The 19,231-nt window shown below is 51.4% G+C and carries 12 protein-coding genes; 2 read left to right on the top strand and 10 right to left on the bottom strand.

The window, feature by feature from the left end; genetic code table 11:
- Nucleotides 1-24: 24 nt before the first annotated feature.
- A complete protein-coding gene (ade, locus tag KJS57_RS22470; RefSeq protein ID WP_213656430.1) occupies nucleotides 25-1,824 on the top strand; it encodes an adenine deaminase in 1,800 nt (599 codons plus the stop codon).
- Between the two features lie 203 nt (nucleotides 1,825-2,027).
- Here the strand turns inward: ade and KJS57_RS22465 are convergent, their stop codons facing one another.
- The 10 genes from KJS57_RS22465 to KJS57_RS22420 all read right to left on the bottom strand — a co-directional run bounded on the left by KJS57_RS22465 (nucleotide 2,028) and on the right by KJS57_RS22420 (nucleotide 16,575).
- The gene (locus KJS57_RS22465) at nucleotides 2,028-3,857 is read right to left on the bottom strand and encodes an ABC transporter ATP-binding protein (RefSeq protein ID WP_213656429.1); all 1,830 of its coding nucleotides are present in this window, start codon (nucleotides 3,855-3,857) and stop codon (nucleotides 2,028-2,030) included.
- Nucleotides 3,847-5,595, bottom strand: coding sequence for an ABC transporter ATP-binding protein (locus KJS57_RS22460; protein WP_213656428.1), 1,749 nt, complete (start codon nucleotides 5,593-5,595; stop codon nucleotides 3,847-3,849). The genes KJS57_RS22465 and KJS57_RS22460 overlap by 11 nt, the downstream gene beginning before the upstream one ends.
- Nucleotides 5,596-6,395: 800 nt before the next feature.
- Nucleotides 6,396-9,629, bottom strand: coding sequence for an alpha-mannosidase (locus KJS57_RS22455; protein ID WP_213656427.1), 3,234 nt, complete (start codon nucleotides 9,627-9,629; stop codon nucleotides 6,396-6,398).
- A gap of 36 nt (nucleotides 9,630-9,665) precedes the next feature.
- Complete coding sequence (locus KJS57_RS22450) at nucleotides 9,666-10,412, bottom strand: Cof-type HAD-IIB family hydrolase (protein WP_213656426.1); 747 nt, start codon at nucleotides 10,410-10,412, stop codon at nucleotides 9,666-9,668.
- Nucleotides 10,413-10,424: 12 nt separating this feature from the next.
- Complete coding sequence (locus tag KJS57_RS22445; protein WP_373316852.1) at nucleotides 10,425-11,120, bottom strand: MgtC/SapB family protein; 696 nt, start codon at nucleotides 11,118-11,120, stop codon at nucleotides 10,425-10,427.
- A gap of 15 nt (nucleotides 11,121-11,135) precedes the next feature.
- The gene (locus KJS57_RS22440) at nucleotides 11,136-12,095 is read right to left on the bottom strand and encodes an MTP-1 family protein (protein WP_244861672.1); all 960 of its coding nucleotides are present in this window, start codon (nucleotides 12,093-12,095) and stop codon (nucleotides 11,136-11,138) included.
- Between the two features lie 23 nt (nucleotides 12,096-12,118).
- The gene (locus KJS57_RS22435; protein ID WP_213656423.1) at nucleotides 12,119-13,684 is read right to left on the bottom strand and encodes an extracellular solute-binding protein; all 1,566 of its coding nucleotides are present in this window, start codon (nucleotides 13,682-13,684) and stop codon (nucleotides 12,119-12,121) included.
- Between the two features lie 58 nt (nucleotides 13,685-13,742).
- Entirely contained in the window at nucleotides 13,743-14,615 is an 873-nt protein-coding gene (locus KJS57_RS22430) for a carbohydrate ABC transporter permease (protein ID WP_213656422.1), read from the bottom strand.
- A gap of 51 nt (nucleotides 14,616-14,666) precedes the next feature.
- A complete protein-coding gene (locus KJS57_RS22425) occupies nucleotides 14,667-15,602 on the bottom strand; it encodes an ABC transporter permease (RefSeq protein ID WP_244861671.1) in 936 nt (311 codons plus the stop codon).
- Nucleotides 15,603-15,750: 148 nt separating this feature from the next.
- Nucleotides 15,751-16,575 (bottom strand): endonuclease/exonuclease/phosphatase family protein, encoded by an 825-nt coding sequence (locus tag KJS57_RS22420; RefSeq protein ID WP_213656420.1) that lies wholly within the window; start codon nucleotides 16,573-16,575, stop codon nucleotides 15,751-15,753.
- 242 nt (nucleotides 16,576-16,817) lie between these two features.
- Here KJS57_RS22420 and KJS57_RS22415 point away from each other — a divergent pair, with 242 nt between their 5' ends.
- Nucleotides 16,818-19,133, top strand: a complete 2,316-nt coding sequence (locus KJS57_RS22415) for a helix-turn-helix domain-containing protein (RefSeq protein WP_213656419.1) — start codon at nucleotides 16,818-16,820, stop codon at nucleotides 19,131-19,133.
- Nucleotides 19,134-19,231: the final 98 nt, after the last annotated feature.

Here is a 19,231-nt window from a genome sequence, read left to right as displayed (position 1 = left end):
GCTATCAACTAAGGAGTGAACAAGATGAGCCACACCAAGGAACAACAATGGACCGAGGTTCGCCGGACGCTTGCCCAAGTGGCCACCGGAACTAAAAAGGCCGAACTGGTCGTTAAAAACGGAACGCTCGTCAATGTATACACCGGACAGCTTCAAGCGCATACCGATGTAGCCGTAGCCGCAGGGCGGATCGCTTATGTCGGCGATGCCAGCCATACGATCGGCGAAGATACGGTAGTGCTGGATGCGAAGGGACGGTTTATCGCCCCGGGCCTGCTGGACGGACATATGCATGTCGAGAGCACGATGCTCTCGGTCACCGAGTTCGCTAAAGCCGCATTGGCGAAAGGTACGACCGGCATTTTTATGGATCCTCATGAAATCGCCAATGTGTTTGGAGCCGACGGCGTACGCTGGATGCACGAGGAAGGGCGGGCTTTGCCGCTGAAGGTATATACAACCTTCCCTTCATGCGTTCCCGCCACGGACAACCTCGAGGACGCCGGAGCCGAGCTGAACGTAGCCGATATCGAGGACGGGATGACCTGGGAAGGAGTCGAGGGGCTCGGCGAAGTGATGAACTTTCCGGGCGTCGTATACGGCGACCCTAAAATGACCGGTGAGATCGCTGCGACATGCCGGGCAGGCAAGGCGGTCACCGGCCATTTTCCGAGCGAGGACGAGCCGATGCTGCAAGCCTACATCGCCACAGGCGTTACGTCCTGCCATGAGACAGTGACGCGCGAGCAAGGCCTGCTGAAGCTGCAGCTCGGCATGCATCTCATGATCCGCGAGGGCTCCGCCTGGCATGATGTGAAGGAAGTGATCAAGGTCGTGACGGAAGATCACGTGCATCCCGGTAACATCATGCTGGTCACGGACGACGTTTACCCTCAGACCCTGATCGAGAAGGGTCACATGAACCATGTCGTCCGCCGGGCTATCGAGGAGGGCGTCGAGCCGGTCACCGCCATCCAGATGGGTTCGATCAATACGGCCCGCTATTTCCGGGTCGACGGTGACGTCGGCGGCATCGCGCCGGGCAAATGTGCCGATCTGCTGCTGATCGACAGCCTGAAAGACATGGAGCCGTCCACCGTCATCACGGACGGCAACGTGGTGTTCGACGGTGGCGAGCTGCAGATGGCCTTCCCGGCCTATGCTTATCCGGAAGCCGCACGGCAGTCGGTGCACTTGGCGCGGCCGCTGGAGGCGCGAGACTTCGCGCTGGCGAGCAGCCGTAAGGATGCCGCCGCCGAAACGGAAGTGAACGTGATCCGCGTGATCGAGAACAGCGCACGAACCGCACGCGGCACTGCACGGCTCACCGTAAAAGACGGCTTCATTCAGCCAAGCTTGGAGCAGGATGCCATTATGCTGGCCTGCATCGACCGCCACCACGGCACCGGGCAAATTTCCCTGGCCTTCGCACAGGGTTTTGGATTGCAGCGCGGCGCGGTCGCATCGACCGTGGCGCACGACAGTCACAACCTCCTGGTCATGGGTACAAATTCGGAGGATATGGCTTTCGCTGCGAATGAGTTAGCCAAGCTCGGCGGCGGCATGGTCGCCGTTCTGGACGGGCGGATACTGGCCTCCGTACCGATGGTTATCGCCGGGCTGATGTCCGATCAACCACTTGAGGTCGTCGTGAAGGAAGTTCAGGCGCTGGAGCAAGCGTGGAAGACTCTGGGCTGCGAGCTGAACGCGCCATTCATGACGTTCTCGCTGATCGCCCTGCCTGTCATCCCCGAGCTGCGCATTACCAACCGTGGCCTAGCGGACGTCGACAAGTTCGAGCTGATTCCTGTAGAGATCGAATAATAATGCTTCATTAATATAGGGGCGTCCCTTTGCCATCAATGATGACTAGGGACGCCCCTTCAGTTTTAATAGATCTTAATGGAAGATGTAATATCGCCCGTTTGAAAAGCGAATGAGTGTATCTTACTAAAATCAACTTGGCAGAACGAGATTCAGTATTCACTAACTTCCGGCCCGTCCTTCTGTATAAACACATGCGTGCTTTAGCCTTGGACGCGTACGTTCGGCGCGTTGTGCTGCAACCGGGAATGACGCGTCAGCTCTGCGTAATATCCATCCTGTTGGAGCAATTCCTCATGAGAGCCTGCCTCCACAATTCGTCCGCTGTCGATGACGATAATCCGGTCCGCATGCTGTACAGTAGACAGCCGGTGAGCAATAACCAAGGTGGTTCGCCCGGCAGCCACGACGCTTAACGCATGCTGGATCAGTTGCTCCGTCTGAGAATCGAGGTTGGCGGTTGCCTCATCCAAAATGAGGATCTTCGGCCGGAAAACCAGAATCCGGGCGAAGGAAATCAACTGGCGTTCTCCGGCGGAGAGCCCGCTTCCGCGATTGGACAACTTCGTATCATAGCCGCGCCCCAGCCGCTTGATCATCGGATGCGCGCCGACCTGGCGGCAGGCCTTGATGACCTCCTCACGGGTAATATGCTCCTGGAAGAGGCGAACATTATCCACGATCGTTCCGGAGAACAGGTAAGGCTCCTGCTGGACCAAGCCTACGATTCGGTGCAGGTCCTGCTGAGGCAAACGCCGAATATCTATGCCGTCAATCTCCACGCTCCCGCGGTCAACATCATAGAAGCGGGCCAGAAGGTTAACGAGAGAGCTTTTCCCAGCGCCCGTGGTGCCGACAATGCCGATAAATTCTCCCACTTGTATATGCAGATTCAGACCATGAAGCACCTCTTGCCCGTCTACATAGGAGAATCGCACCTGATTGAAGTCTACCCGCCCTCGTACAGCGGCAGGGGCCAGCGTCTTCTTTTCTTCCGGTGCGGGCTCCCTAACCTCCGGTTGGGTAGAGAAGATGCGCCACAGCCGGTCCATGGACACCGTGGTGGATTGAAGGGTATTCCACTGTTGAGTAATTTGGTTAATCGGTTGAAAGAACTGGCGAATATAACTGATGAATGCATACAGTACGCCGAATTCGATTTGCTGGTCGAGCACGGCAAACCCGCCAAGCCAGATGACAAACGCAACGGCCAGATTGCCCAGGACATCAAAGGATCGGTTAAAGAGCACCGATGCGCGGACCTCCCGAAGATTCGCCTTCAAGTAGGAGGTGTTCCGATTCGTAAAACGGTCTTCCTGCTCTTGCTCCTGATGAAAGGACTGAATCAGGCTCATACCGGATAAGTTCTCCGCAGTAAAGGCGATGAGCCGGGAAAGCAGCGAACGGGCCTGCTGGTAGCAGGATCGCAGATGCTTCCGGAAAGCCACCGCGATGCCCGTAATGATCGGAAACAGGATCAGGCAATACAGGGCAAGCCGCACATCCAGCGCAAACATAAAGACTATAACAAGAATGAGGGAGAGTCCATCCCGGACGAGACTGAACAGAACCTGGGTGAAGAACTGATTGATCGTCTCGGTATCACTGGACTCATTCGTGACAAGCCCTCCCATAGAGTTCCGATCGAAGAAGGACATGGACTGTCCGGTGATATGCTTGAACAGGTCTTTGCGCAGGAGAGCAACAATGCTCTGTCCAACACGCTGCAGCAGGTTCGCCTGAACATAGGAGAACACACCACTAAGCGCTTCGAGAAGCAGATATCCTACCGCCAGCCCGATCAGAATTTTAGAACCGTACGCACCGAAGAGCACCTTTTCATCTATCGCGTATTTGATCAGGAACGGCTGGAGCAGATCGGCCGAAATAGCTAGGAAGGCACAAATGAAAACCCCGAGAAAGGATTTGCGGTGAGGCTTGGCATATGAAAATAGTGCCTTGAAGGCTTGACGGCGTTCTTCCGGAGAGACGGTGTGCTTATTATCCTCGCGCTGCTTGGGTTCAGCCGGCATGGTTACCCTCTCCTTCCTGAATCTCATGCAGGGAAGCATACAGACCCTGGAGGCGGAGCAGCTCCTCATGAGTTCCCTGCTCGGACAGCTTGCCGTCCTCCAGTACAATGATATGATCAGCGTGCTTAACGGCACTGATCCGATGAGCAATAATAATCGTCGTCTTTCCTTGTCTAGACTGGCGCAGATTCGCTAGAATCTTTGTCTCCGTTACGGCATCCACGGCGCTCACGCTGTCGTCCAGCAGAAGAATCGGAGCCGATTTGATAAGCCCCCGGGCCAGACTGGTTCTCTGACGCTGCCCGCCGGAGAGGGTGAGCCCCCGCTCGCCAAGCTTCGTATCGAATTGATCGGAGAACCCGGTGATACTCTCGTGCAGCTCTGCCAGCCTTGAAGCTTCCTCGACCTCATGCAGCTCTGCGTCCCGATTGAAAAAGGCGATATTGTCGCGGATGGTGGTACTGAACAGGAAGCCATCTTGAGGAACATACGCAATCTGTGTGCGCAGGCTGCATAGAGACAGATCCCGAATATCCCTTCCTCCGATGTAGATCGTTCCGCGAGGAGCATCATATAGACGCAGCAGCAGCTTAACCAGGGTCGTCTTGCCGCTCCCGGTGCGTCCTACAATCCCTAAGGTCTCGCCGGGCTTGATCGAGAAGCTGATATCATCCAGGCTCGCTTCCCCGGCATCAGGATAAGCAAAGGTCAAATGGTGAATATCGATGCCAAGGTGCTGCTCGGACGGCGGAAGGGTGTCATCGCCCTCCTTGATTTCCGGTTCTACCGCCAGCAGCCGGTTCAATCTGTCCAGAGATGCCCGGGAACGCTGCATGGTATTAATGACGTTCCCGATGAGCCGCAGCGGATTCATAATCATGCGAAGGTACAAGGTTAAGGCCACGAAGAGACCCAGCGACAACTGTCCGCGGGTGACCAGAAGTCCGCCGTAAGCGATTGCAACAGCCATCGAGACAGCCCCTGTGAAGGGAAGGAGCGCCTGGAACATGGAGGTGATCTTAACCAGGGAGAGCTGACGATGCAGGATGTGATCCACAGCAGCCCCGAAGCGGTCGCGAGCTATATTTTCCGCAGCAAAGCTCTTGGTCACCTTTACGCCTTCGAATTGCTCCTCGGCAGACTCCGTCATTGAAGCCAGCGCTTCCTGAACCCGTCGGGAACGGTCGCGGATTTTCGGCCCGAAGCCGATAACCATAAAGGGAATCGCGAGCAGCGGCAGCACGCAGACCAGAATGAGCAGTACCGGAATATCGCTCACAGCCATCATAACGACCACGGAGATGATCAGCACGGACGCATTGGTCATTTGATTCAGTCCGTTGGCAATCGACTCGCGTACTCCGGTCACGTCGTTCATGACATAGCTGAGCAGCTTGCCAATTCCGTTTCGAGAGTAGTACGACTCGCTTAATTGAGTGAAATGATGAAAGAGTTCTTGTCTTGCCCGAAACTCGAAGATCCGTCCCAGGCGGTGATTGATATACTGTCCAATGCCGAAGCAGAGCCCGTATACAATCGCAATTCCGACCAGAAGCATCGCATAATCTCCGACATCGGATCTGGTCAACGCCCCGCTTTGCAGGTGGTCGGTGAAATCACCCAACACCTTGGGGAAGTAAGCATACGTAACATTTGCGGCAATCAGAGACAACACCGCAGCCAGGTAGAACATTAAATGGGCCTTCATGTGATTCAACAGTAATGTTTTTCCACGCACAGACACCTGTCCTCTCTTTTAGATCTCAGCCTTTTATTTCGATCAACATGGATCATCTATAACATGACCTATGCACTTCAACCCACTAACTGGTATCCGGGTGCTTGTCGTGGCCTTCATGGCTACATAAGTTCATCAATCTGTTTTTCTATCGTCGTTGTAATCTTCTCTTTTTAAGTCTTTATGATTTTATTACCCATTGGGGGAGATATTAAGATTAAGAGTTCATTCCATATAGATTATAGGCGATTTGCTAATGTCAGTGCTACAAAAGGTGAAGATTAAAGAGCTCCTTCGAACTTGTTTCCAAATGTTCTTCTGTTGTCCAGATGGCACAGCTTGCTGAAAAGGATACCCGGTTATTGGTAGCCGTGGACCACTAGTACCTATGCAAGCATTTCTTCCCGTTCCTTGAAGAGAACAGCTTTAATTGGGTTACCAAAGCCAAGCGTAACACATCGTTGTTCGTCTTCTTTCAATCGCATGGCTGCTGCAGCAGCTATTTGAACATAAAGCAATCACTGCGATGTTCCGAAAGACGCGCACTATCACGCCCACCTTGGACTTTCGTTTGCCGGCGAAACCTTATTGGCTATTGCGATCTTTGAACAAAACAAAGAAAAAACGAGTAGTGATGAAGGCTGCACCCACGGCGAAATGGTTCGCAGCCTCTTCCACACTCGTTGCTAGGTACGTCATAAAAACCCGCAAAGAGTATTATCTACTACTTTTTTGGGCAACGCGCAAACCCGAGGTCTACCGGGGTTTCCTCGGGGTGCATAGTTCATAAAAATAAGCTCCTATGAAAAACGATTCAATGTCACCTTTAGGGTTTTGATTTCATAGGGTGCCAATGATATTTCAATTTGCTGTTCGAATATCGTCAAGTCTGCCTCAGGCTCTTCCAACAGATTCGTTTCCTGTGCTGTCTGCACCGTACCCAGGGCCGGGTTCATCTCCATCGCGGCTGTAGTCCGGATACCTCCGAATTCATATAAGCGAATGATCAGTTCCCGTCCAGCCTCGGCTTTTTTTATCGTATCAATCATCACGTTGCGGGCATTGATCCTAAGCATGCCCATTTCATTTGACTCTTCTGCGGCTCTCCGAACAGGCACAGCCAGCAAAGGTGCATTCAATTCACACGCCGCCTCCTGCGTCCCCGCTTCGTACCAGCCCCCGCAGTGCGGTAATAGAGAATAGGTAAATGTATGCTCTCCTTGGTCCGCTTCGTGGTCCGGATAAATGCCGGATTTAATCAAGCTGAGGCGGATGATATGATTATGGATGTCATGGCCGTATTTGCTGTCGTTGAGCAAGCTGACTCCGTATCCGCCTTCGGACAGATCCACCCAACGCTGGGCCACCGACTCGAAACGGGCCATGTCCCAGCTCGTATTCCAGTGTGTCGGCCTTTCCACGTTTCCGAACTGAATCTCGTACGTGGCCTTCGTCGAGCGAATTTGCACCGGAAAGGCTGCTTTTAACAACTGCTGATGCTCATGCCAAAGGACACGGGTCTTGAAGTCAATGCGGGGATGGTTCCTGTATACCGTCAGACGCTGTTCGATGACAGAGCCCTGGTATCGGTAGACCAGCTTCAGCACACCGCGTAATGGACCTTTCTCCAGGACAGTAATCTCCTGCAGATCGTCTACGACGGTCATCTTATCCTGATAAAAGATGTCGATGTCCCAGGCATCGTACTTTAGAGGTTTATCCTCGAATACCTGAAGCACGTTGGCCGGCTCTCCCGGTTTCAGCACCTCTCTCCCTATCCGTTTGTCATAAAGCGAGCTCAATTGCCCCCGCTCGTTCAATAGGATGGTATAGAAAGGAGTCTCCAGACGATCGATACCGATGGCCCATGTCAAGTCTGCCTGTGCAGGCACAGAAATGGATGTGAGGGAACGAATTCCCCCTGCCTCAAGATCAACCTCAGGCCGGCCGTAAATGGTAGTATAGCCGTACCCCGGCACGTTCTCGACTTGTACGAGTATCCGATCGGGCTCTGACAAATCCTGCTGGGTTTGCAGCTTCACACCTGATACTGAATACCAGGACCGTGAACCGTCTTGGATGAAGCCAACGTCTATGGAAACCGGGAAGGAACGCTCCCATCCCAGCGCATTATAGACGCGTATTGCCGTTTCCCCGGATGCCGATGGTTCGATCCCCCCGGGGGATATAGTTCCCTCTAGGACAGCTAATCCCGTCTCCATAGCCGAAAGCGCGAGCGTCTCCGCTTCCTCATACTCCAGCCTGCTGTCCTCATAGACCTCATGGATCGACGAGCCCGGAATGATGTCATGGAACTGGTTGCGCAGTACGATCTCCCAGCACTTATTAAGCTGCTTCGTCGGATAAGCATGCTCCGGATCAAGCGCCAGTCCGAAGGCATTCAGAAATTCCGCCTGATGCAGCAGATATTCCATCTTCCGGTTCATCCTTTTAATCCAGCCCTGTGAGGTATATGTGCCCCGATGATACTCCAGATACAGCTCACCGTCCCAAAGCGGAAGCTTGGGGTGTTCCTTGACGTGTTCTTCCAGTCGGGTAAAATAACGCTCTGCTCCCCCCGGCGTAACCTGCGGGGCTCCCGGCATATCTTCATAACGCCGCACGGCCTCCAGCATATCCCGGGTCGGGCCTCCGCCCCCGTCTCCCCAGCCATAGGCGATCAGCAAATTATCGTTCAGGTCTTTCTGACGATAATTGTCCCACAAGCCCTGAATGGATTCGCCGGTTACATTTCCGTTATAGGTATAGTAGGTGCTGTGGTAGTTATCAGGGGTCGTGATGAAGTGGGTCAAAATCTCCGTCCCGTCGATGCCTCTCCAGGTGAAAGTATCGTTCGGGAAACGATTATACTGACTCCAACTGATTTTCGTTGTCATGAAATAATCGATTCCGCTTTTCTTGAGAATCTGAGGCAATGCCCAGCTATAGCCGAAGACATCCGGCAGCCACAGGACGCGGTTGTCAACGCCGAACTCCTCCCGAAAGAAGCGTTTGCCGATCAGAATTTGCCGCACAAGAGATTCGCCAGAAGGGATGTTACAATCCGATTCCAGCCACATCGCACCGGTCGCCTCCCAGTGGCCGGATTTGATGCGCTCTTTGATTCTTCCATACAGTTCCGGGAAATCTTCCTTCAGATAGGCGTATAACTGAGGTTGTGACTGCAAAAATACATATTCGGGAAACCGCTCCATCAACGAGAGGGCTGTTGCGAAGGAACGGGCCGACTTCTGGCGGCTATGCCGGATTCTCCAAAGCCAGGCCACATCGATATGGCAGTGGCCGACGGCGGTAATTTGGGGACGCGGTCCGCGCGGGATTTTCTTCAGCCGCTCCTTCAAGACACGCCGCGATTCCGCGGCAGAAGCGTAGAAAGATTGCGAGCCGGGCTGACGCCAATCCAGATGCAGGAATGCCTCATCTACCACTTCGACGAGCCGGTGCTTCTCCGGACTGCTTTCGTTCAACTGCTGAGCGGTCTGCAGGACATGGAGCGACGTGTAATAAAGATCGTCCACGTCTTCATCCAGAATGGCGAGCTCCAGTTGTTCAATGCGATGCATGAACGACGAACGGCCGTCCGGCATCTTAAGTCCGCTCCAGGCATAGATCGCCAGCTCTACCGCCCCTTTATCCAGGGTATCTTGCGGAAAGAACAACTCCGTATGGTTGCGGCTCAAGCCCTGCCATAACTGTCCATCAAGATAGACTTGGGCCTCGCACCCTCGGGTACCGCCGGAACTTGCCTCTCCCAGCCGGAGCAACCCTACGGGATCTTTCCCCTTCCATTCCCCGGGGAACTTCACCGACGCGATAAACCATGCATACCTGTCGGCTCCTCCCCACTGATCACCGGCAACTACGATGTCCGCTGACGCGGCAAGTCCCCGTGCCATGTTCAAGTCTTCAACATCCGGAATAAGCCGTACATCGTTCAAAACCCGCGCTTCCCTATACCTGAGTCCGGCGAGTTCCTGAATTCTGGACGCTAATTTCCGTTCCAAAAATTTCACGTTTGCACACCTCTTCCTTCGCTCATCCGTCGGAAGCTACTCTCCTAAAATCATGCGAATTGCTTGAGCAACTCCATCCTCATTGTTCGTACCGGTCACGGTATCCGCAGCCAACTTCACCGCTTCCTGTGCATTGCCCATAGCGATCCCGAGCCCTGCGGCAGTAATCATCTCCAGATCGTTCAAGCTGTCTCCGCAAGCGGCGACCTCCTCCATCCGGATATCCAGGAGTCTGCAGACCTCCCGGAGCCCGCTGGCCTTGTTGATGCCGCGAGGATTGATCTCCAGATTGCGGGGGCTTGAATTGGTGACTTCAAAATGGCCCAGCGCCTCCACGCGCGCGCGGAGCGCTTGCAGCAGTACCGGCTCATCGCAATGAATTCCGAACTTGAGCCAAGGATCGCCATCCGGGCGTTCCAGTTCCTCCGGCCAGTTCTCCGAGGTGAACACATGATCCACCGTATAGGCCCAATAGCGGCAGCCTTGGTCCTTGGCGATGCCATGCAGTTCTTTCATCCACTCCTCGGTCAGGATGTGCCGCACCAGCAGCGAACCCGGCGAGGTCCAGACCTCGCTCCCGTTCACCGAGACGAGCGGCGACTCCAATCCGAGCTGTTTCACATAACGCTCAATGCTTTGAACTTCCCGGCCTGTGGCGAACATGACAACAATACCGCTGTCTATAGCCCGATGTATCCACTCGCAGGTATTCTTGGATATTTCAAGCTCCCGGTTAAGCAGCGTTCCATCCATATCCAGCGCGAGCAGCTTGTATTTTGACACTACATTCGCTCCCTACATTTTGATCTCCATATGTGTAATTTGGGAATCGCTCTTGGCGGCAAGCGCCGACAATTGCTTCCTCAAATCAGGGGCCTTGTTGGATAATACAAAATGAATACGCACTGCGCCTTCATCAAGCATATCCATCTTGAACGACTTCACCCGGATTCCTTCATCCCGAAAATAGTTCAGAAACATCCCGGGGTCACCGTCACGGTCAACCGTGACGGTGTAGGATGTCGTCTTACTGGACGGGAGGAGCCATTGCTCCACTCGCTGCAATACGAATAAGCTAATGAGTACGCATACAAAGGTGAGTATGGCTCCGAAATAGAAGCCGGCTCCGATACTGATCCCCATGGCGGCGACAACCCACAAGGAAGCCGCCGTCGTGAGCCCTGATATTTTATTGCCGTTTCGAAGAATCGTACCTGCCCCAAGGAATCCGATACCGCTGATAATTTGGGCCGTTAAGCGCGCAGGGTCCATACGCACATTCGGTTCATTGGCGAACTGACCGAAACCGTAAGTTGAAATTAATGTAATCAGGGTCGAGCCGAGACAGACCAGAATGTGCGTGCGGAATCCCGCATGATGCTGGCCACGCTCCCGCTCCAGACCGACTACACCGCCAACGAACAGAGAGATGCCGATTCGAATGGCTATCTCCAGGTTGTCAATGTGCCATATTGCGGGATTCGCAGTCACTTCCATCGTCCTCCTCTAGACAAGACGTCCATGTCCTTCGAACGGATAGTCAATCGCAATGCGCCCTGCCTGGGTATCGCCAATGCCGCTGTACAGATCGGCCTTGCCGTCCGGGCGCATTACGATGCCTGAAGTAAAGGCGCAATCCACTAAATGAGGCGTCTTGGCAGGTCCCGGCGGGTAACAAGGCCGGCTGCCGATCAGATGAAGATCTGTCGACTTGCGCGTCGCAGGATCAAAGATGAAGGACATGTTCAGGTATACCTTCACCTCGCCCCCGTTCTCATCCTTATCCCGGTAGCAGATATGTCCGATGACGCCGATTTTACCGCTGTCGAGCAGATAAGCCTGGTTGACGCCGCCCCATTCGCCTTCGCCAAAAATGCCGTGGATGTATGGAGCGTTCTCAATCACATCTGCAGTAAGCTCCTCCAGACGGTTGATGACCGTGAAGCCGATCATCGATTCACTGCCGTACTTCCCTTTCGTCTCCGCCCCGCGAGGACGCGAGAAGACACCAATCTTGCCGTCCGCGAGCTGAACGAGACGGATATCCTTCATCTTGTTGGGACCGCTTGTGAAGTAGTAGAGATTGTGAAGATCGGTTCCGCGGAAGAAATAGCCAAAATACGTGCTTACTCTTCCACCTTGATAGTGGACATGCGTGCCGCCCATCACAAGCTCATTGCCGATCTCACTGATATACGGATCTTCCAGAGTATAGATCATGCCGTTCTCTACCAGTGTCCACTCATCCTGTCCCGTCTCTTCGAACAGGCGGACCCAGGAGCGTGCCCATTCTTCGCGGCGTTCTACCCGGCCGAACAAATACCGTTTCCCGTCCCGCTCGAACGGAATCGAGATGTTATAGACATCGAAGCCATCTACGCCATGAAATGTTAAAGTCGCGCTCTCATAAACCTTCTTCTTCGCTTCAAATTCAATTCGTTGCTGCAATAGGTTCAATTTCTCCACTCCTATTCATTTTTTGAAATCTTTTATTTTTGGGAAGCCTGATATTCCTGGAACTGTCGTTGATATTCTGCAACGACCTTATCCAGACCCGCCTTCTTCATCTTTTCAAGCGCTGTAGGGAAGACCTTGTCATAATCCTGAACGCCCATGTAGATCGGGGTAATACTTGCCGCTGCTTCCGACATGATATTGGTGTATTCGGCTCTTACATCGGTAGGGTCGAATACAAAGTTCGCTGCAACACTGTTCACCGCATTCAAGTTAGGCTCGAACAAGACCTTGTTGTTATCCGGGATGCTGTTTTCCAGGTCAAACCGCATGAGATTTACATTACCGTTTTGCGAGTCAGAGCCTTTATATCCCGGCTTGTTATTGTTATTCGGATCGTTGATCGCTTTAAAGCCCTTGTCCCCGTCCTTGGTATAATGCTTGCCCTCAATGCCGTATTGAACCAGGTCATAGTTCTCTTGGCTGGCCAGCATCCAGTCCATGAATTTCACAGCTGCCTCTGGGTGCTTGCTGTTAACCGGAACCGCATTGCCGTTCTTAAAGGTAAGGGGACGCAAGTATTCCTTCTCGGGATTGAACCATACGACACCGATGTCATCGACTTTAGCTTCCGGATTGTTCTTCTGCAGTGAGCCCAGGTTGCCGCCGGTTCCAAAGTTTACGAACCATTCACCGCTATCCAGCTGTGCCTTTACCTGCTCCTGCTTCATGACCAGGATATCCGGATTAGTAATACCTTTGGTATACATTTCGCGCATGAAAGCCGCATCTTTCTTGAACTCTTCGGTCTCGATCCAGGACTTGACTTCGCCATTCTGATTCACGTAGAAGAACTTATCCTTTACGGTGAACGGGAACGTATCATAGGTCCGATGCAGAATGGAAGTATGCAGCGAAACCGGATCAAAGTCGGCACGGGTGCTGTAATACGGCTTGTTGCTGCCCTTCCAGTTCTTCATGACGACTTCCCAGGCGCTGATCAGCTCTGCTGGGGTCTTCGGCTCCTCCAGATTATTCTGGCGGAGAACGTCGCGGCGGATGTTAAACTCGCCTTCGCTCGCCATTTCTACCCAGTAAGATGGTACTGCATAGTACTTGCCGTCAATTTTGGCCCCGTCGAAAATATCATCCGGAATGTACTTCTTCAAATTCGCTCCGTACTTGTCAATCGCCTCGGTGATATCAGCCAATGCGCCGCGATTATAGTAACTGGAGAATGGCGTGCGGTCCTGCATGATGTGGAACAGGTCGAAGTCTTCGCCGGTAGATAACATCAGGTTCAGTTTCTGATCCCACGCATCGCTCGGAATATAGATTTTCTCTACTTCAACACCCACCCCGTCTGCAGCCAGCTTCTCGTTCACTTTCTGGAACACTTCTTTGTAGTCTTTTTGTTCGGTACCAGGAACGACGTATTTGATTTTGACCGTTTCGACAGGCTTATCGGTATTCTCCGATTTTGCGTCAGGCGTGTTGCCCCCTTTATTGCCGACATTGGCTGATTCCTTGCCACCGCTACATCCAATTAATGTAGAAAGGACGAGAACCGTAGCTAATAGTAATGCATAATGCTTTTTCATAAAAAATAGCGACCTCCTCATATAGAGCTTTATTTATATAAACCCCGAAGGGATTATATCAACCTTTGACCGATCCGATAACGAGTCCTTTAACAAAGTACTTCTGCAAGTAGGGATACAGGAAGATAATCGGCCCGATCGTCACGATTGCCGTCGCCATTTTGACGGATTCAGTCGGCAGCGTCATATCGCTGGCTCCGGCGAGCATCGTCATCTCGTTCAACATGCTGATTTCCGATTTCAACTGCAGGAGCATAAATTGCAACGGGTATAGTTCCTTGGTATCGATCAGCATGATCGCATTCCACCAGTTATTCCAGTAATCCAATCCGTAGAAGAGCGCAATTGTCGCCAGGACGGGCTTACAAAGCGGCAGATAGATTCGGAAGGCAATCGTAATATCGTTGGCTCCGTCAATGGTCGCCGATTCACGCAGCGAGTCGGGCACCCCGTCCATGAAGTTCCTCACCAGAAAGAGGTTGAACGGACTGAACAGTAATGACGGAATAATGAGTGCGAATATGTTATTGGTCAATCCGAGCGACCGGTTCATCAAATACCAAGGTACAACCCCGGCGGTGAAAATCATGGTAATAAAGAAATAGAGCGCGAGCAGATTGCGGTTTTTCACATTTTTATTCGCCAACGTATAGCCCGCCATCGAAGTCACCAGAATCGCTAGAATCGTGCCGACGAGCGTAACTAAGATCGAAATCCCATAACTCTGCATCACCTGAGAGCCGCCCGTGAAGATTAACTTATAGGCATGCAGGGAAAACTTCTCCGGGAAAAGACTATATCCGTTCTTTAAAATGGCATCCTCATCCGTGATTGAGATCATCAACACCAGTAGCATCGGAATCAGACAAAGTGCCGAATATATTGTAACCAGGGTGTACATGATCGTCTTGCTAAGGGAAAACCTCTTCATTTCTATTCCTCCTAAAACCTTCCTTTGGCTGGCTGTTGCCGGAACCGTATTCTAATACAAAGCCCCGTCCTTGAAATATTTGCGGGTAATGGCATTTGTTCCGAAGACGAGAATGAACCCGACGACGGACTGGAACATCCCGACGGCCATCGCCTCGGAAGGGTCGCCGATCTGCCTTAAGGAACGGAATACATACGTATCGATGATATCCGTTGTTGAATACAGGGTCCCGTTGTCGCCAATCAGGGCATAGATCATGCCGAAATCCCCATACATGATCTTACCGATAGAGAGCAGCGTCAGGATGATCACCGTCGGCATCATCAGTGGAATCGTAATGCGCAGGCACATCTGCCACCGGTTTGCCCCGTCAATCTCGGCCGCTTCATACAAAGTCTCGTCGATCCCGGTAATCGTAGCCAGATAAATAACGGCGCTCATCCCCGCTCCCTTCCATACATGCATCGTGGTGAGAATAGCCGGCCATACCTTCGCTTCGGTATACCAATTGATCGAGGAGATTCCGAACTGATTTAGCATTTTGTTCACGATCCCCATATCCATGGAGAAAAAGGCATACAGCACATAGCTGATGACGATCCAGGAAATAAAGTTCGGAAACAACATGACCGACTGACTGATCTTGACGAACAGCTTCTTGCGCAACTCGTTCAGCACGAGTGAAATGACAAGCGCCATCAGCGTACCGAAAGCAATAAAGAGTAAATTCAGGAATATCGTATTGAAGGTGACCGTAAAGGCTTTATTCGAGCGAAAGAAAAACTCAAAATTCTTCAACCCCACCCATTCGCTGTGAAATATCCCTTTTGTATAGTTGAACCGTTGAAAAGCAATGATCATATACGGATACGTCATATACCCGAAGATAAAGGTGTAAACCATCGCGGGCAGAACCAGCAGATAAGACGTCCCGTTTCTTCGGATATCGGAGAACACCCCGAGTCCCCGTCGCTGTTTCTTTTCCAATTTCTTATCCTCCCATGCATTTAACATTTCTTGTCTAAGGCGTCGCCTGATTTAAACTCTATCCCACTACCTGAACGATGCCTATTTTAAATACCGGTTTTGGCTTCTACAATCCGGCTAAAGGGCTTTCAAAATTGCAATTCCAGTTTCAATAACCGGCTAAGTCCGGGATTTCCACGGTTAACTGGACCGGGAAGTGATCGGAGGGATAACGTCCGTTCTCGTGATAATCGTTGATTTCAATCGCATGCAAGGCCGTACAATTCCGCTGGAAGATCCAATCGATATGTTCCAGATTCCGTGTGCTTTCAAAATTGTTATAAGTGCCGTCATGGATATAGCTGTGTCCCAAGGCTGCCCAAGTATCTTGAAGATTCGCTTTCTCGATTCGTTTAAAAAGGCTGCTGGTCTCTTCCATATTGAAGTCCCCTCCAAGAAACAGAGGAATCTTTGGATCATCTACATATCTTTGAATCCGATCCAACACGATATCAATACCTTGAGACCGGGCCTCCTCTGTCAATCCCAAATGCGTATTGAAATAATAGAATGCGGCCTCCCCTTCATTAAGCATTCGGAATTTCGCCCAAGTACAAATTCTTGGATATTTTGTCTCGTGCTTGCTGAAGCTGCCCGGCGAATCCGGGGCGTCACTAAGCCAAAATTGCCCCCAATCCACTATCCGTAACTTATCTGAGCGATACAGGATATTGTTGTACTCGTCTTCTGTATTGCCATAGCGGGAGATACCGACCGATCCATAAGGAACTGGAAGCCCCTCCAGGATATCTTGAATCTGTTCTCTATACCCTTCCTGCATTCCCAGAAGATCGGGGCCGAACGATTCAATGGCTCGAATCACGAGGGACCGTCGGTTCACCCAGGCAATATTACCCGTTCCTGACCGGTTCCTGATATTGAAGGTCATTATTTTTAATTGCTGTGAAGCTGCTTCTGATTTTTCTGTATCCATCTACTCCACGCTCCTTCTACACAACATCTCTCCGCCGCTTCACTTCGGCAGGTGATGCTTACTTTTAGCGTAGCCAGCGTGACTTGCTGTTGTCTATTTTGAAATCCGGAGAACTCTTCCACAATGTGGCGCACGGCTTCCAAATATCCGAACTGACTTTCATTTTTGCGAAATGGAGTACCTTTTTAGCCGGATATGTCCTATAGTGAAGAAGTTATATTGCTGCAATGGGGGGATTCTTCATGCGGACCACCATGAATCGGCTTGTTCGATATAGGGCGTTCCAGAAGCTTACAATTTCATACTTTCTGCTCATTCTCTTCACGGTCAGCCTGCTGTCGAGCGTTCTCTTCTATCTCTTCTCCAAGAGCGCCGTGAAGGAAATCGACCGCAATTCCAGGGCAATGTTATCCCAAGTCACTTATGCCTCCGACGTGGTCTATAATCAAGTCATGGCGATTGGCAACGCGTTGCTCACCCAACCGGAGATCACCTCGTTCCTGAATGATACGAAAGAAGACAAGACGAGCAATTATCATGTCTTTCAACAGCTATCCCAGATTAAAAGCGGCTATCCTTACATTTACAGCATCGGAATCTATCGGCCGTCGACGATGACAACGGTTGATACAGCCGGGCTTCCGTTCGACTCCTCACTTTACGCCATCAGTGCGGAGCAGTATATGGAGTTCTATCCGCGGGGTTTGATTGCCCCTGACCGCAATCAGACGCCTCTACAGTTCCTGACCTTTCTGCTATACCCGGATTTTTCATTTCGGACTTCCGACAACCCGCTCATCTACATCAACGTAGAAGAGCAGTCGATCCTGACGACAATCCGCAAGATCAGTAAGGCGGATTCTGCCAACAACGTGTTCGTCATGAATAATGAAGGAAGCGTCCTATCCCATACAGACTCCAATCTGTTTCTGGAGGACTTGTCCGGCGAACAATACGTACAGCGGATTCTAAATCAGCATGAGACGGAGAACAGCTTCACGATCGATATCCATAATAAGAAACACCTGATCACTTATGTGAAATCAGAAGAAATGAACTGGTATTTTGTAAGCGCTACCCCTTACTCTGGACTAATCTCCAATATTGACAGGTTACGCAATGTCACATTGCTAATTACGGTAGGCATCGTGCTGGCCGGTTTGCTGGCTTCCATTTTCCTGACGAAAAATATATATAAGCCGCTTTCGACACTGTTTGAGAAGATCATGCCGGATTCCCCCGCTCCCGCTTCGCCGTTCATTGACGAATATCAGATAATGGCCGAAGTGTTTACTTCGCTGGAGGAGAGAGAGAAATCCATGCAGTTCGTAATCAACCGGTCGTCCCGGACGATCCGGGAGCATTACATGCATTCGTTGCTCCGCGGTCATCAACTTGACAACTCTGTGCCGGGAGAGCTGATTCGAGATATTGAAGGAAAGATTTCAGGACCCTATTTCTGTGTCATGGTATTCAAAATCGACGAAATGGAGCCTGCCCGGGAACGGACGGAAACCGAGCAGCAACCCCTCCTGGGGTTTGCCCTCGGCAATATTGCGAAGGAAATGCTGGACCCTTTTGGAGCGTGCGATTATCTGATTACGGGAGGGAATGAGGCGGTTGCTATCATCCAGTATGCGAAGAATGAACTTCCTGAGGAATTTAAGCCTGCCCTGTACAATATACAGAGCTTTCTGAAACGTTATTTTAAAGTGACGGTCTCTATCGGGGTTGGTGACATGAGCTACGGCAGAAAAAACATTCCGTTCTCCTATACCTCGGCTCAGCAATACGTCAAGTATCGGTTGATCTATGGAAAGGAATCAATCCTGGATGCGCAAACTACCCGGTCGCATATTATGACTACCGTAAGCTACCCGACCGGCTGTGAGAAAAAGCTGATCGAGGCTGTCCAATCCGGCAAAACGCCTGTCATACAAGAAGCTGCCGAACAGTTTATCGAGCAAATCTCATCGGGCTCCGTTAACCAGGTAGTCACGTACAGCATTCAACTGATGCTCTCCCTGCGCAAACACTTTGAATATTTGCAGCATGTGCCTGAATCCAACTTCAATGAATACCTGGACACGATTACCGATATTGAGACAGCTGAGAACATGGCGGAAATCATAGAGGTCTTCAACCGCTACTGTGCCAATATTTGCGCCCTGATTGAAGAGAAGAATCATTGGATGAATGCGCAGAAGCATAATATAGTCATTGAAAAAGTGCAAAACTACATTCAAGAGCATTATGCCGAGCCCAGCCTTTCGCTGGAGATGGTCTCCAGTATTGCCGATCTTTCACCCAGTTATCTCGGCAAGCTGTTCAAGAACGCTACCCAGCAATCATTTAGCGAGTATCTGAACCATGTCCGCTTGGAGAAAGCGAAAGTGCAATTGGCATCCTCTCAAGAAACCGCAGCAAAAATCAGTGAATCCGTGGGCATATATAACATTTCGTATTTCTCCACGTTGTTTAAGAAGAAGTATGGACTGTCCCCTTCCGCTTACCGGGAGCAGATCGCAATGAGGGCAACGGGTGTTCCTGAGAAATAGCAAAAAAGAAAGATAGCGTCCAGTAAAAAGCAGTCGGCCTGATCAGGTCGACTGCTTTTTATAATCACTCCATATCGAAAGCGCTTATCTGAATTTGA

The organism is Paenibacillus vini (genome assembly GCF_018403325.1).
Lineage (GTDB): Bacteria > Bacillota > Bacilli > Paenibacillales > Paenibacillaceae > Fontibacillus > Fontibacillus vini.
This window is presented reverse-complemented; position numbering and strand designations above follow the sequence as displayed.

What these genes read in the sequence shown, in the direction of transcription:
- KJS57_RS22465 (WP_213656429.1), bottom strand. Translation starts at nt 3,857, where the DNA reads ATGCCGGCTGAACCCAAGCAGCGCGAGGATAATAAGCACACCGTCTCT.
- ade (WP_213656430.1), top strand. Translation starts at nt 25, where the DNA reads ATGAGCCACACCAAGGAACAACAATGGACCGAGGTTCGCCGGACGCTT.
- KJS57_RS22430 (WP_213656422.1), bottom strand. Translation starts at nt 14,615, where the DNA reads ATGAAGAGGTTTTCCCTTAGCAAGACGATCATGTACACCCTGGTTACA.
- KJS57_RS22435 (WP_213656423.1), bottom strand. Translation starts at nt 13,684, where the DNA reads ATGAAAAAGCATTATGCATTACTATTAGCTACGGTTCTCGTCCTTTCT.
- KJS57_RS22420 (WP_213656420.1), bottom strand. Translation starts at nt 16,575, where the DNA reads ATGGATACAGAAAAATCAGAAGCAGCTTCACAGCAATTAAAAATAATG.
- KJS57_RS22415 (WP_213656419.1), top strand. Translation starts at nt 16,818, where the DNA reads ATGCGGACCACCATGAATCGGCTTGTTCGATATAGGGCGTTCCAGAAG.